Genomic DNA, 13,791 nt, shown 5'->3' with positions numbered 1-13,791 from the left:
GACCTATTCGATGGGTTTGATTGTTTTACTCGAGGGTGTCATAGAATAGTTCTCATAGCGTGATGACGGTGCTTCCTGGATTGTCTCCGCGTTCGTCGTTGGTGATCGCAATAACGAGACGAAGGCACAGCGCGAGGAACACTTGTGCTCGTGCGTGGACGCGGCCTCGGGCGCGAACGTGCCCGAGGCCGCAGTCCTTGACGGCGTCGTTGGTTCGTTCGACTCCACTCCGGCGGTTGTACGTCTCGTCTAGCGTCGATTGCTTCAGCTGAACGTCCTCGCTGTGTTCGTCGATGCGGGCTTCGACCCTGTACTCGATGTCTTTCGGATCGTCGGTGTTTCGTGCGTTGTACGGAGCGACTGGCACGACCCCTGCGGCCAGCAGGTGGTCGTGCCAGCCGAGCGTGTCGTAGGCGCTGTCTCCAAGCATCCAGATCGGTTTCTCGACGGCGAGCGCGTCACACGTGACGCGCATCGCCGTCTCCTCTGGCGCTTGCTTGCTCTCGGTGAACTCCGCGGCAATCGGGATCTTTTGCCCGGTCGAGACGATCGTACAGCCGTAGCCGTGGTAGTACTCTTCGGCGGTTGGATCGTAGCCTTTCGACGCGTCTTGGTCGGCGGGCATCGTCCTCACGTCGGTGGAATCGATGGAGTAGGTCAAGTCGAGCAGGCCGCGGCAGGCGGCCTGCTCGACGAGGCGGTCGAAGACCTCGTCGACGACGTGTTCGAGGTCGGTGAGGAAGCGATCGACCGCGTCTCTCGACGGCGGTCGATCGAAGCCACAGCTGAGCCAGACGACCGTGTTCTGGAGTTCTCGCGTGACTGGACGGATGCCGTAGACGTTCTTGTAGTAGCAGTGCAGGAACGCTCGGAAGAGTGCTGGTGGGTGATGATCTCGTGTTCGCCCCCGGCGAGCGGGGGCGAACACATCGAATTCTTCGAGAAAGTCGAACTCAAGATGCTCGAACAACGCGAGCGTCTCGGTCGCCATTACATTGAAGAACTCGTCGATAGAAGTCTCCTCTTGCAGGATGCTGGCGCTCGTAGACACAGTTCCAACATCCTGCGTCTTCGTGTGTGACGCTTTCTATGACACCCTCTAGTATACCAATCCAAAATAGCCAGTTTAAGGTACATAGGCTTTGTTGAAATCCTATTGAACTAACACTTTTAGCAGTGACACAGCTGCTACGTAGATGTGGGAATTGGCTGTTTCTTGAGCGATTACTCACTTACAACCCGTTTTTTATAGACTAGATATGCTAATGGAAGCATTAGAACATAGATGACGGTAGTCATGGCTAAAAATAGCTCACTAGAATCTACTGCTAAACTGTAGAATAGACCGAGTCCAACGAGACCATATGCTACAGCAAGTGTCCAAATTACTTTTGACATACATAATGGGTTAATGCCTGATGAGATAACGATTGTGGGACCTTTGCTCTGTACTGATCTTAGAGGGCTCGGTCGATATTGTGGACAAGACATCTAAGAACGAGTTCACGGAACTGTTTCCACCATTGTCGGGAGCGAACGAAGGCACCGTACTTTCGTTTGAGCGTTGAGTTGACCGTCTCTGATTGACTTCTCTGTCCGTAGAGATCAGCGTCTAAGCGTGCGTTCCATGCCTTGTGGAGAGATGTGAACTCACGATGCTTAATCAGTGGCCGAACCTCGTGGTGACGGGCAAGTCGTCTGATCTTCTGGTCGTCGTAGCCTTTGTCACCGAGCAGAATGTCGATGGTCTCGGGGTTGCGTTTGACCAACGATGGAGCGATCTGACTATCGTGTTTTCGTGTCGTCGTCACGTGCAGATCGAGAATTGCGTTCACTTTCGTATCTACCAACAGCGTCACTTTGAGCTGCTGAATCGTGAGTTCAGCCCGTTTCGTGTAATGTTTTGAGGCGTGACTGCGGTCGAACCCTGACGCATCAACTCCAACGATTCCACTCGTCGGAAGTAGCGTCGCTGAGAGAGTCAATACAACACGCCATACAGCCATATCAAGCCGATTGAACGCCTTACAGAGCGTTGATGGCGTAGGTAGTTCAGTTAATCCAAGAGCTTGACGAATGCGTGGCATCTCGATCAGTTCGTCAAGCAGACCACGATAGGTCGTGTTCTTCCGAACTTTGAGACACAGTAGAACAACGTGCTGCGGGAGTGTATAGCGGTGTTTAGAAAACTTCGAGGAGTATCGAGAGACTGCTCGGCGTGCTAGGTGGATCGCCTTCTCAGTAAAACGGAGAATCTGCGACTTCGGGAGGGTCTTCATCTCATGGAATTACACGACAAACATGTAAATCTTCAAGGATTTCAACAGAGCCATATTATCGTATTCACTACGCAGATCCAAATACGGGATTTAATTGTGGCTGGCATCGTGATGACGATCATCCCGATCTAGGACCCGTCCATTTTCAATATAAGCACCCCGGAGTGAATAAAAGAGAGTACAACCGCGCTCAATTCAACAAGTCGATCCCAACCGAAATCCTTTGGACTGCTCTTGATAGACTATTTGAAGACCATATTCCGACTCTCACAAGCAAACACTAACTCGTGCGAACCTCGATCAGAGAGAATAACGACGTTCTTGATCAACTCCTCTGTGACGCTGACCGCGAGGACCTCTCAGAGCATCTTCCAGATGACGACTCCGGCGGCAACCGACGACCTGTTGTTTTCTACTCGTAATCCTTGTTCAGCTCTTAATTGTGGCGAGTTACTGACCGCCTCTTTCAGTTACAGAGAGGTACAATGCATAATTGCCAGTATACCGCTTTGTATCTCGGATTTTTGTTCGCTGAAGATTCAATTCAACACGTGTCTCATCGTTTTCAAGATCAAGAATCGGTTTGAGAAGCCCTGCAATGGTCTCAATGAACTGTGCATCACCGGTAACACGAATATTTGAAATGTCTGTTTCGAACGTGCTACCTTCGAACCTAGCCGGTTTCGGGAGCATCGACCGCTTCAATTCTGACGAGCTAGGCCTCTCACAGTTTCGAAGCCACTTCACTGCATTCTTTTTTCGGATAGCACCGCTCTTCGTCGAAGAGAGTTTCTCAAGCTCGGTTCCAACCGTCTCTGCTTGACGAGAGAGAATTGGTGCCCCGCCTGTCGGGTTGCAATCCGTACACTGCTCACCATCTGCACCAGGTACTACAAGAACACCACACTCCTCACAAAAATTCATGTATCCACTACATATTCTAAACAGGTAATAAAACTATCAATGAAAGCAAAATACAACTATATATAGCAAATCAGCTGCGTTCCAAACGAGCATCGGGATCTATATCGACCATATCAGTCACGGTTGAGACAGTGTTATCAGGCTGACTAGTCTTTATATTAACGTATGGATACGCACATCACCTTCGTGCTTGACTCTTCAGGGTCAATGGACGCAATCGCTGACGACACCAGAGGCGGATTCAACACGTTTCTCAAAGACCAGCGCAACGAAGAAGGGACAGCGACGGTCACGTTGTACGACTTCAACACCACCGTCGACCAAATCTACGAAACGTATCCCGTTGCCGACGCCCCGGAGCTCACCGACGAGAACTACAAGTCTCGCGGGCGGACAGCGTTGCACGACGCCATCGCTCGGGCAGTCGACGAAACCGCCGAAGACATTGCGGCAGTTGACCAAGCCGAACAACCTGACAACGTTATCATCGTCGTGTTGACTGATGGCAAGGAAAACGCTTCTGAGACACCCAAAGATGCTGTACGAGGCCGTATAGAGACCCGGCAAGAAGCCGATGGCTGGGAGTTCCTCTTTATTGGTGCGAATCAAGATGCAGTGCTAACCGCCGAAGGAATGGGTATTGAACAAGATCGCTCACTAACCATGGCTCACGACGGCGAGGGAACCAGAGACGCCTACAAATCAACATCCGAAACCATCAGTGAAGCCCGTGTAGACGGCTCTATGAGCGGATATAACGACGAAGATCGCCAGCGACAGGAACGCGACACCTAACGCCAGCTTCTAACTCGCTGGACAGAGACCTGCTTTTCTGATCTTAATCGTGCGTCAATGACTGATCGTAATTGAGTTGACTCCGATTATGACTCGTTGTTCGAAGAGACGTACCAAGCAATAGCTGCTTCGACGACTGGTTCGTAGCTATCGAAGACATAGTCGTCATTAGCTAGTATCGAATCCAGATACCGATAGTGACTCTCTAAAACGTTAATCTCTCGGGAGACCGAATTGTCGCTTGAAATCGCAGCTGCAATCCCTTCGGCAGCAAGCGCTGATAGGGACTCTACCTCGTCATCAACGACAGCTCTCAGAGCACCTTCGGCTGCCGGGCTCCCCTGGAAATCAATTTCAAACAGTTCCTCTTCGGTACCAGCAGCGTCACCAGCCAAGAGGGCAGCAACATACTCGCTGACAGCCGTTGAAATCACCATCGTGATCGTTTCAGCCTCCGAACCGGCCGCAAGAGCCTGGTCAGCCAACGCGACAGCAGCTGGATTAAGCTGAAGCGTCTCCATCGCTGGCGACTTAGCTTCCTCAGGCCCACTCACAGTTGACTCACCAGTGTCTTCGGCATTTGCTTTTTGCTGTGGAGATTGCTCGTGATCTTCATCAGTAGTATCGTTCGTAGTAGTTGCATCCTGAACCTCTGATCTACCGTCAGCATGTTCGGCATCGGTTGTCGTGGTGGACGTCCCAGCAGATGATTCTACTTCGTCTGGTGAGTCGTCGACGTCTACCTCCGTGTCACTCTCACCGCTCTCTTCTTCACCTGAAGACGATGTCTTCGCATCAGTTGAAGATTCGGCTTCAGTCGGCGGTATCTCTGTATCCTGTGCTTTCTCAGCGGCTTGCTTTTGTGCAGCTATGACTTTCGATATCTCAGCTTCCGTCAGGCTACCGTCGTCAAGAGCAGCCTGCAGCTGCGGATCAATTTCATCAAAACCATCAGGACCTGTTGTACGTATCAACCCGTGTGAAGGGGTCTCCGATGCGTCAGCGCCGTCTGAGTTCGTATTGTTACTCGGCATTGTTTGCGTCGTGGAGTACGTTGGTTCACCAACGGAGGCAGTGCTACCCGTGTCAAGGATGTCCGAATCTCTGCCAGCCCCCTGACTCTGGTGTAACATCGAAGCTAACCGATCTGCAATGAGTCCCTCCGCGTCAAGATCGGGAGTCGAATGGCGATCAAGTGACGGCACAGAAAACGACAACATGAGCTCGGACCCAGCGAACTGCTGGAGATTACGACCCGCATCACGAGGCACAGTACCGCCACCCATCCACGGCGGGAAACGCCACTGTGAGCCGTCATAGAGAATGTGTTCATCAGTATCCCCCGATCCCCATACGACACCAGACAGATCATTGAACTCCTCTTTTGCGCCGTGATGCCTGTGTGTAATCACCGTCTCCGTCGGATCAATCGCCTCATGCACCTCAACAAGCGTCTCGCGCGTAGGGTGATTCGAAAGCGTATGCGTATGAATCGTACACTGACCGGTTGTCCGCGGTGTTTTCCCCGATCCAATAAGTTGGACGACACACGCGTTCGGATCCTCCTGAAGCACGCCGAAGAGCCGCCCACTACTCTGTTCACGGGGAACATCTGGCCCAGCAATCGTAATAACGCCGGATTCTAAACACTCGTCGGTATGACCGAACTCAGGGATAGAGGTTACGTGGTCGCACTCGTAGTCTAATTCGTCATAGAGTTTTGCTACCTGGCCGACAACACGAATCGGAACGTGCAGATCATACTCAGCGGTAATTGCTGTGAGCAAATACGCAATCTGTGGGCCAACAAGCCCGCTCGCAGTTACGAGGGTCCGAGAGCCACTATGGGCGTGGGAAATGGCAGTCCCCAACGCCTCTGTAATGGCTGATTCGAACTTGTCGTTCGTCGCACCCGTTAAAAAGAGTACGTCGACGTCGATGAACCCGTCTGAGTCAAAGCCAGGGAATCCTCCCGCTCGACGGGACGTGAAATCACCCGTAGCTAATATGTGATGCGTGTCATCGTCATCTGTCACTCGGAACAAGAACCCGACTGCTCCCGGTACATGACCTGCTGGCACTGGATGGATTTCGATGTCGGGAACAACATCTGTCCAGTCATCAATTGGGGTTATGGCAGACGTGACCGCTTCAGAGGCAGTGATATCGTATTTATTGGTGGCAACATCAAACACATCATCCAAGATGGTCGCTGTGGCCGGAGACGTGTATATTGGGACGTCACCACGATGTGCCGCGGTTAATTCCGCATAGTGGTCGACGTGTGCATGAGTGAGACAAATCGCTACCAACTTATCACTCGGACTCAGCAACGAATCAAGATCGACACCGTCACCAGCATCAACGAGAATGCATGCCGTCTCCGCGCCGCCAGTCCCAAATCGAAGGAGGAATGACTCATTACCGTTGTTTGGATTGGCATGATTGAACGAGAGACGCACGTATAACCAAAACGATAGTAAGCGTCATATAATTTTGGTTGATAGGTTCAGTATCACCTGAAATGTCTAAATTGATTTCTTGCTAAATTCACACAGTAGCTCAAAAGAATAGACAAGCTTTGAGTACACTATCTAGTACAGAGAATCATCGTCCTGACGGACCCACTCTTGTTCCTCTGTGAAGTGACGTTTCGGTTCATAAGAGTCGAAATCGTTTTCTTTTTTCCAATTTCCAGAATCTCCTTTAATAAGCCCCTCTTTTCTGAGATGTCCAAGGTGTTCAAGTATGATTTCAGAGCCTACATCAAACATCTCTGCAAGTTCATCCTCGTTAAAAGAATCTACTTCTGAAGTTTCTTCTAAAATAGCGACACTCAACGATTTGTATTGCCCCTGATTATCTCTCACTCGATACGAGCCGTCACGAAACGAACCCTCAATGTGCCACCGATCATCTGCCATTGAACTATAATTCTACTTTGACCGTCTTAGTTTTATTTGAAACAAAACAGATAACACCTTTATTCAGTTCTTATTTGAGTTCTCTGTCTGATCGTAACCATACACTTCGTATATTTCGTTGTTGAAGTCAGTGGTGATCGCATCGGGCTCGGACTCAAATGTGACATTAAAAATAGCCAGCTGTATCTATAACTCACCAATGATGTTGATTTGTGCTTGAGAATCACTTAGTATATAGGTAGATCTGCAACAATTATTTCAGTATCGTCAGACAACACAACGTTTCTGGAAAGCTGAGCAACCTTCCTCTACACACATACCACATAGATGTCCTCCAGAATCAATTCGTGAGCCGCAGCACTTACAAGTCTTTTTCATTGTACGATATGTCAAATTCAACTGTATTAACTTATGCTTTGTGTACGTATCTGACAAACATTTAAGCGACAGTATGTATTATTTAGATACCTAAGACCGATTCATGAATAATCTACTAACTCAGGCGGTAACACAGTTTCAACCATCGGATTTTCAACTTGCAACATTCTCTCAACAAAAATTATTGAAAACAAACAATTGGGAGACGGAACATGGCGTAGACATAAGTTGGTTGAAATCAAACGCAATGTCTGCCGAGTTGCTTGTTGGAGGCGTACTTCATATCCCCCTACACGAACCAAATAGTGCAGAATTAACTGGAGAATATATTGAATTCAAAGACACAAAGTTTGGGGAATATTTCATATATGAGGATCCGTCAAGAGGTCGCTCTCGTTTATCGGTGAGCAGCTTTTCAAACACAGCTATTGCAAGCCAAGTTCGGTATTGGACAAACGATTACCAACCACAGTCTCAGTACTTCACAAAGCCGCTTAGTTAGAACGTCTGCTTGCTGAAGGTGTGTCTAAAACCAAACAAGCAGACGGTGAGATCCACGAGGACCAGCTTCTTAACTTTCTCGTCAACCGCCTTGACGAGGAAGTTTCGCTCTCGTTAGCCAATAACGCTGAAATCACTGCTGAAGACATCTATGAGGTCCTCGTCGGCGCTTGCGCCGACGGGACCTCTGTCTCTACGCTCTGTGCGTCGAGCCAGAACTCACCCGCTGGGAACACGGTCCTCTACCATCTTCGGACGAAGTTCGAGCCGGAACGGCTCGAACGAGTCGCTAACACGCTCCTGCGAAAGGATCTCGATGAATTGCTCCCCGAACAGGTGGAGGTCTGCGCAGACCTCCACCTGCGGCCCTACTACGGTGACGAAGACGACACAGACGGCCTCTATCACTCGGTAGCGAAGCGTGGAACCACTGCGTTCCACGCCTATGCCACACTCTACGCGCGTGTGAAGAACAAACGCTACACGCTGGCGGTACGCCGTCTCAAAGACGGCGATACCGCAAGTAGTGTCCTCGCTGAGTTCTTCGGTGTCCTCGACGGCCTTGACGCCGGGGTCAAGGCCGTCTACCTTGATCGCGGATTCTACGACAGTAAGTGTCTCACGCTGCTTCAGGCGCACAATTACGCGTACGTGATCCCGATCATCCGGTGGGGTGAGGCGATTCAGCAAGAGCTCTCGGAAGGATGGAGTCGCGTCATTCAGCATGATCTGACGGGGAAACTCGACGGTCACAGCTGGACCGTCGATTTTCCCGTCTACATCGACTGTACGTACCTAAATGGGAAGTATGACGAGAACGGTGTGGCGCGTCACGGCTACGCCGCTGACGCGCCGTTCATCGACTCACCACGGGACGCTCGATACCACTACTCGAAACGCTTCGGTATCGAGTCAAGCTATCGCTTGTTTGAGCAAGCGATAGCGACAACGACAACACGAGATCCAACGGTACGGCTGCTGTACGTGGTGGTGAGTCTCCTCTTACAGAACGTCTGGCGGTACCTTCACTACGAGTATGTGGCGACGCCCCGCCGAGGCGGGCGTCGCCTCTGGTGGTGGCCGTACAAGGAGTTCGTCAATATGATTCGACGAGCTGCGTGGACGGCCCTCGCGGTGCGTCGGGCCGTCCCCGCGAATCGGCCACCTGACGACCGATTCCACCGCTAACCACCGACCGAGCAAGCCAGCGGAGTGAGTGGCGACGCTGTCGCGTCGGCGGCTGACCGCCGCCGACAGCGACAGCTCTCCGTCGATCCGTCCGTAATTCTCTCGTCGAGACCGTCAGTACAACCGCTTCGACACAGAACTCAGGCCGCAGAAACAGCTAGCCGAGGATGCTTTGTGAGGTACTGAGTCTTGGTCTCTTGTATTGACCAGTCCGGTGATGTTCGGTATTGACCGCGACTACGTCGAAATATATCACTTGCTGAGGATTTCAACAGAGCCAAACACCTGATACTACGCTCCGTGACCACACGAGTTCGATTCCACCGTGAACTACCCCACCCTACCGCTCGCCTGACGGCTCGCGCTTGAGGGTGGGGCTTCCTGTTTCCACGACGCGCTTTGCAGATACCGAGGTATCCACAGGGAGCGCAGTCTCCACAGGCGTTGATTCGGAGCGTCCCGCTCCTAACCGCTTTGTGATACCGCGAGAAAGAATGTTCCACGCCGCGTTCGCGTCTCTATCCGCCTCGAAACCACACGCCGGACAGGAATGCTCCCGCACCCACAGCGGCTTCTCCGTCGAAGCGTCGCAGGACGCACACTCTTTCGTCGTCCCACGAGGATTCACCGCGATAAAATACGTTCCTTCCCGTTCGCACTTGTATTCGAGCATCCGTAGGAACGTTCCCCACGCCGCTCCCGCTCGGTTCCGCGAGTTGCCAGGCAGTTCGATCAAGCCCTTTACGTCCAAGTCCTCCACGGCCACGAAGTCGTATTCGCGGGCGTAGTAGTTCGAGAGCTTGTGGAGGAAGTCCCGTCGCTTGTTCTTCAACTCGGCGTGACGCTCGGCCACGACACGGCGCTGTTTCTCCCAATTTGTGGAACCGTGTTCCTTCCGCGAGAGGTCGCGTTGGGCGCGTTCCAACCGCTCACGTTCATCGGATAGATCGAACGATTCGACAGCTGTTCCGTCGGTGTCGTGGGCGTACTTGAGAATCCCTACGTCGATGCCAACGCACTTCTCGGGAGTCTCCGGTTTCGCGGGCGGGTCGTCCGGGGTTTCGACGCCGAGGATGGCGTACCACTTCCCGGTCGGTTCCTGTTTGACTGTGACCGTCTTGATTTCGGCGTCGTCGGGGAGGGCGCGGTGGAAGGTGAGCGGGATTTCTCCGAGCTTCGAGAGCCACAGCCGAGTCCGACCGCTCGTGTTCTTGAGCTTGAAGCCGGATTGACCGTAGGTGAAACTGCGGTACTCGCTCGGTGCCTTCCACTTGAGCGTCCCGACGTGGTAGCCATTCTCTTTACGACCACGAAGCGTTGAGAGGTTGTCGTACAGCCGTTGTACGACTTTCTGAAGGACTTTCGAGTGAACGTGTTTCAGGTCGTTCCACCACTTCTTGAGGCTCGGCAGGAGTTTCTGCTCGCTGTATGCCGAGGTGTCGTCAGTGCGGTTGAGCCGGTGGAGGAAGTGGTTGTATACCTGTCTACAGGTATCGACAGTCCACGCTAACTGTTGTTCGAGAGCGTCGGACGGTCGGAGTCGATACCTGTAGTTGTAGTTCACGAGCGTTCTTCGATGAGTTCGTCAAGTTGTCCGCGAACGAACGACGAGAGGTTGAGGTGGTTCTCCTCGATCCACTCGGCTTGGTCTTCGCGGATGGTGATGTTTTTCCGTCTCACTATGTACGCATTGTGCGCACTTATACGTATGGTTGTTGCGGTTGCGTGGGCCTGTGGGCCGAGCGTCAAACGTGTTTGTTACTCGTGCGGCGCTAAGGCCCCTCCCTACTCGCTCCCTTCGGTCGCTCGTTGAGGAAGGGGCCTTAGCGCCTCAGTTCAGGTAAACTGGAAGCCAGTCACTCATTCGAGTTCGACTGGTCTGCTCGTATGCTTACAGATTCATAGGATCAATCTCGTTGAGTGCTTCCGTTGCGACATCGCCCAATTCACCGGCCTCAATATGCGAATACCGTTCACGAACCATTTCCTCCGAGTTATCGAGATACCGGGCTGCAACCGTATATCCGAACGCCCGGACAAGGACTTCCCCCATCCCACGCCGGCCACCGTGGGGGGCGAGATAGTCATGTTTCGGATGGCCGATGTCGATTTCCGCCGCCTCTGAGAGCCGCTGGAGAATCGATCGTGCTCCATCTGTCGTGATCGACGGCGGCCGAATGTCTTCGTCGAGCGCCAGCAACAGGTCGCGAGCGTACTCGCTACGCTTCTCATTGATTGCCTCCGGGCGTTCCCCTCGATCGGCCAGTTCGTCCCGCACAAGCCCCGACAGAGTCCGGTGGTCGAACGTCGGAAACACTGGCCACCGCTCCGTTAGTGGGTCCATTAGCCGGCGGTAGCTCCGCAGCGGAGAAATCACCGGATCAGGGAGACTCGCGGCGTCCCACTGCTGTTTCTTCCGGTAAACGTCCATACTCCCGTCGTCGAGAGAGATCTCCTCCCATCGGACGCCGCGCCGGCGCGGGTCGTTCGGATCTCGGAGCAGTTCCCCGACACGGACAGCTGTGTACGCGAGGACGAACACCAAAGCCCGGTCACGAGCCGCCTTCAGCGCCGCATAGCGCGCTCGCTGCTTGTCGAGGGGATCAGTATCCACCGGAAGTGTCGTGTACGCTTCGACGGCATCGCGAGCCCGTTCGTCGACGTGGCGGGTGAGGGCATGGCGTTGTTCGGACGTCCAAGCCTGCTGGTCGCCGGGCTTGCGGCCGTCGTCCTCCGGCAGCGGCGCCATCGCGCTCGCCCGCTGCGCGTAGTGCGCTTCGAGATACCCCTCATTGACGCACCAGCCACACCACGCAGAGATATAGCGATAATAGGTTTGGACGGTGTTCTGTTTGAGGCCACGGTCACCAGCGAGATGCCGGGCGTACTCACGGAAGACACGTTCGTCGAGGTCCCCGAAGGTGGGGTCGCGGTTGGCGTCGTCGGGGACGATCCCGGTCCAGCCGTCGTTGCCGCGGCCGCCAGCAGCCCACTCGGCGAACCAATCGAGCTCGCGCGCCGCGTTGCGCCGGTAATTTCCGCCGTCGCCACCGCGACCTTTCCCCTTGTCCTGTAGGTAGCGGTCGAAGGAACTCGTGAGCGGTGTCGTACCATCGCGTGCCGAGGGGGTGTTCTGATTCATACGGGTTCGTCACGGGAGCAGGCGGTCGTCCAAAATATCGCTACAATCAATCGGAATTCCCTCCCACGCAGCCTTTACGGCGCTGTATCCGGTCCAGCCCTCGCGTTCCAACAGCTCTCCGCACGCTTCACAGAACTCACGACGCGAAATGAGCTCGTTGTCGTAGAGGATATAGAACAGAAACGGCGGTGTTACAACACGAATATCTCCGTCTTGGTCGTCGACAGCGCGGCGAATCGAACGCCGGCCAGCTGCGTCCATCAAGACGACGTAGTCGATAGTCTCGGGATTCTGTACGACTTCCTGTCGGAGCGATTCCTCGCCGGCGTCTGCTCCGTGGGGCCGGGGGACGCTCGTCACTTGGGTAAGCGGTGTTTCGTCATCCTCGAGCGCATCGAGCGCGGTACGGCTTCCGTAATGAAGCCGGTATGGACGGCTGCCCTCTGGTGCAGTCTCGCGCGTGTTTTCGACGTGCCGATTGAGTTCCTGTTTACAGACGTTCGTCGTCGTGAGACCGACGTGTGACGTTATTCGGGTCCACAAGGAGCTATTCGCAACAGCGATCAGCGTGTCCGTATCGACGAGGATTGGATACCGTGTGTCGGCGCTAGCCATTTAGACGAGATAGTCGCTGGTGTCGTCTGTGGCAGCCTCACGGAAGGCGTCAATATCCTCTTCGAGGAGGTCGAGCTCGTCACCGAGAAGCACTCGAGCAGCGTCTTCCGAGAGGTCACCTGCAGAATAGCGCTCGTAAATCGCGATTTTGTCGTCGTCTGTCATCGATCGCTGAAGCATCTGCGTAAGCCCCTCACGTGCGAGTTCGCTGATATTGATGCCACCCAGATGGACGGAATCCAGTTCGGTTGCCGCTTCTTTAAGCGGACCAGCACGGAATTTGATCGTATCGTCGAGCGATTCCTGACTCATAACAGGAGAGACACAGCCCAGTTTGATAAATTGTTCCCCTATGTGTGAACACAGGGGTACAAATCTACACGGGCACAGTAGCTGTCGACACGTCGCTATTCATCAGCAGTTCCTTCCTCCAAGAGGAGGTTCTCGACGATTTCGAAGTCACTCGTTTTGAGGATCGGAATCCCTGAAACGACGATCTCTCGGATGTCTTCGGTGTACGCCGGGATCGCCTGGACAGCCTCGACATCGATATCGTAGGCGTATCGGTCACCATCGAACGCCGTGTCTTCGAGATCACGGGCAATGGCGTTCGCTTCTCGTTGGCTTGCGGTCCGCCCAGACCGGGTTAGCACCCAGAGATCGATATCGCTCCGTCGGTCAGCCTCGCCCCGAGCCACACTCCCATACAGAATGATGCCCACGACGTCGTTGATGTTCTCACGGAGCTCCGAAACCGCGGCTTTGACGGGTTGGTGATACTCTGGTTGGGGGATCCGGAGGATCGGATCGTCTGGAATCGACAGGCGCTGTCTGTTGATCTGGACGGGTCGCCGGTTGCTTTCGGGTGATTCGACGACCAGGTCGTTCGCGCTGAGAACGTTCACTGCCGCCGGACGGACTGGTGTGAGTGACCGATCTGTGTCGCGAGTTCTCGCAGTGAGAAGTCAGTAAACTACCCTACCCTACTTCGCTCACCCCATACGGGGTTCGCTCGTTGAGGGTAGGGCTTTGATGTGGACTCCCG

General features: G+C 53.6%; 13 protein-coding genes. 2 read left to right on the top strand and 11 right to left on the bottom strand.

The window, feature by feature from the left end:
• Positions 1 to 52: 52 nt before the first annotated feature.
• The 4 genes from HLAC_RS16510 to HLAC_RS18345 all read right to left on the bottom strand — a co-directional run bounded on the left by HLAC_RS16510 (position 53) and on the right by HLAC_RS18345 (position 3,203).
• Positions 53 to 991, bottom strand: a complete 939-nt coding sequence (locus HLAC_RS16510; protein WP_015911568.1) for a transposase — start codon at positions 989 to 991, stop codon at positions 53 to 55.
• A gap of 233 nt (positions 992 to 1,224) precedes the next feature.
• The gene (locus HLAC_RS19025; RefSeq protein ID WP_154018586.1) at positions 1,225 to 1,398 is read right to left on the bottom strand and encodes a hypothetical protein; all 174 of its coding nucleotides are present in this window, start codon (positions 1,396 to 1,398) and stop codon (positions 1,225 to 1,227) included.
• A gap of 59 nt (positions 1,399 to 1,457) precedes the next feature.
• Complete coding sequence (locus HLAC_RS18355) at positions 1,458 to 2,279, bottom strand: IS5-like element ISHla2 family transposase (RefSeq protein WP_009488261.1); 822 nt, start codon at positions 2,277 to 2,279, stop codon at positions 1,458 to 1,460.
• Between the two features lie 450 nt (positions 2,280 to 2,729).
• Positions 2,730 to 3,203, bottom strand: coding sequence for a hypothetical protein (locus HLAC_RS18345; protein ID WP_012660124.1), 474 nt, complete (start codon positions 3,201 to 3,203; stop codon positions 2,730 to 2,732).
• 165 nt (positions 3,204 to 3,368) lie between these two features.
• Between HLAC_RS18345 and HLAC_RS16500 the strand changes: the two genes are divergently transcribed.
• Entirely contained in the window at positions 3,369 to 3,998 is a 630-nt protein-coding gene (locus HLAC_RS16500; protein WP_012660123.1) for a vWA domain-containing protein, read from the top strand.
• 86 nt (positions 3,999 to 4,084) lie between these two features.
• On the opposite strand, the gene HLAC_RS16495 is transcribed toward HLAC_RS16500, so the two are convergent.
• Both HLAC_RS16495 and HLAC_RS18340 read right to left on the bottom strand, forming a co-directional pair.
• On the bottom strand, positions 4,085 to 6,460 hold the full coding sequence (locus HLAC_RS16495) for an MBL fold metallo-hydrolase (protein WP_012660122.1): 2,376 nt from the start codon (positions 6,458 to 6,460) through the stop codon (positions 4,085 to 4,087).
• Between the two features lie 132 nt (positions 6,461 to 6,592).
• Positions 6,593 to 6,922 carry a hypothetical protein gene (locus HLAC_RS18340; RefSeq protein ID WP_014053128.1) on the bottom strand — a complete coding sequence of 110 codons (330 nt, stop codon included), beginning with the start codon at positions 6,920 to 6,922 and terminating at the stop codon, positions 6,593 to 6,595.
• Positions 6,923 to 7,822: 900 nt separating this feature from the next.
• On the opposite strand from HLAC_RS18340, the gene HLAC_RS16490 reads away from it, so the two are divergent.
• Positions 7,823 to 8,989: an ISH3-like element ISHla1 family transposase gene (locus HLAC_RS16490; protein ID WP_009486633.1), complete on the top strand. Its 1,167-nt coding sequence runs from the start codon at positions 7,823 to 7,825 to the stop codon at positions 8,987 to 8,989.
• Between the two features lie 340 nt (positions 8,990 to 9,329).
• On the opposite strand, the gene HLAC_RS16485 is transcribed toward HLAC_RS16490, so the two are convergent.
• The 5 genes from HLAC_RS16485 to HLAC_RS16465 all read right to left on the bottom strand — a co-directional run bounded on the left by HLAC_RS16485 (position 9,330) and on the right by HLAC_RS16465 (position 13,651).
• Positions 9,330 to 10,553, bottom strand: a complete 1,224-nt coding sequence (locus tag HLAC_RS16485) for an RNA-guided endonuclease InsQ/TnpB family protein (protein WP_012660121.1) — start codon at positions 10,551 to 10,553, stop codon at positions 9,330 to 9,332.
• A 327-nt stretch (positions 10,554 to 10,880) separates the two neighbouring features.
• Entirely contained in the window at positions 10,881 to 12,131 is a 1,251-nt protein-coding gene (locus HLAC_RS16480) for a phage integrase SAM-like domain-containing protein (RefSeq protein ID WP_012660120.1), read from the bottom strand.
• 9 nt (positions 12,132 to 12,140) lie between these two features.
• A complete protein-coding gene (locus HLAC_RS16475) occupies positions 12,141 to 12,746 on the bottom strand; it encodes a hypothetical protein (protein ID WP_012660119.1) in 606 nt (201 codons plus the stop codon).
• Positions 12,747 to 13,058, bottom strand: coding sequence for a DUF8065 family protein (locus tag HLAC_RS16470; protein WP_012660118.1), 312 nt, complete (start codon positions 13,056 to 13,058; stop codon positions 12,747 to 12,749).
• A 95-nt stretch (positions 13,059 to 13,153) separates the two neighbouring features.
• Positions 13,154 to 13,651: a nucleotidyltransferase domain-containing protein gene (locus HLAC_RS16465; protein ID WP_049933932.1), complete on the bottom strand. Its 498-nt coding sequence runs from the start codon at positions 13,649 to 13,651 to the stop codon at positions 13,154 to 13,156.
• Positions 13,652 to 13,791 lie beyond the last annotated feature (140 nt).

This window comes from Halorubrum lacusprofundi ATCC 49239, from assembly GCF_000022205.1.
In the GTDB taxonomy this organism is placed as follows: Archaea; Halobacteriota; Halobacteria; order Halobacteriales; family Haloferacaceae; genus Halorubrum; species Halorubrum lacusprofundi.
This window is presented reverse-complemented; position numbering and strand designations above follow the sequence as displayed.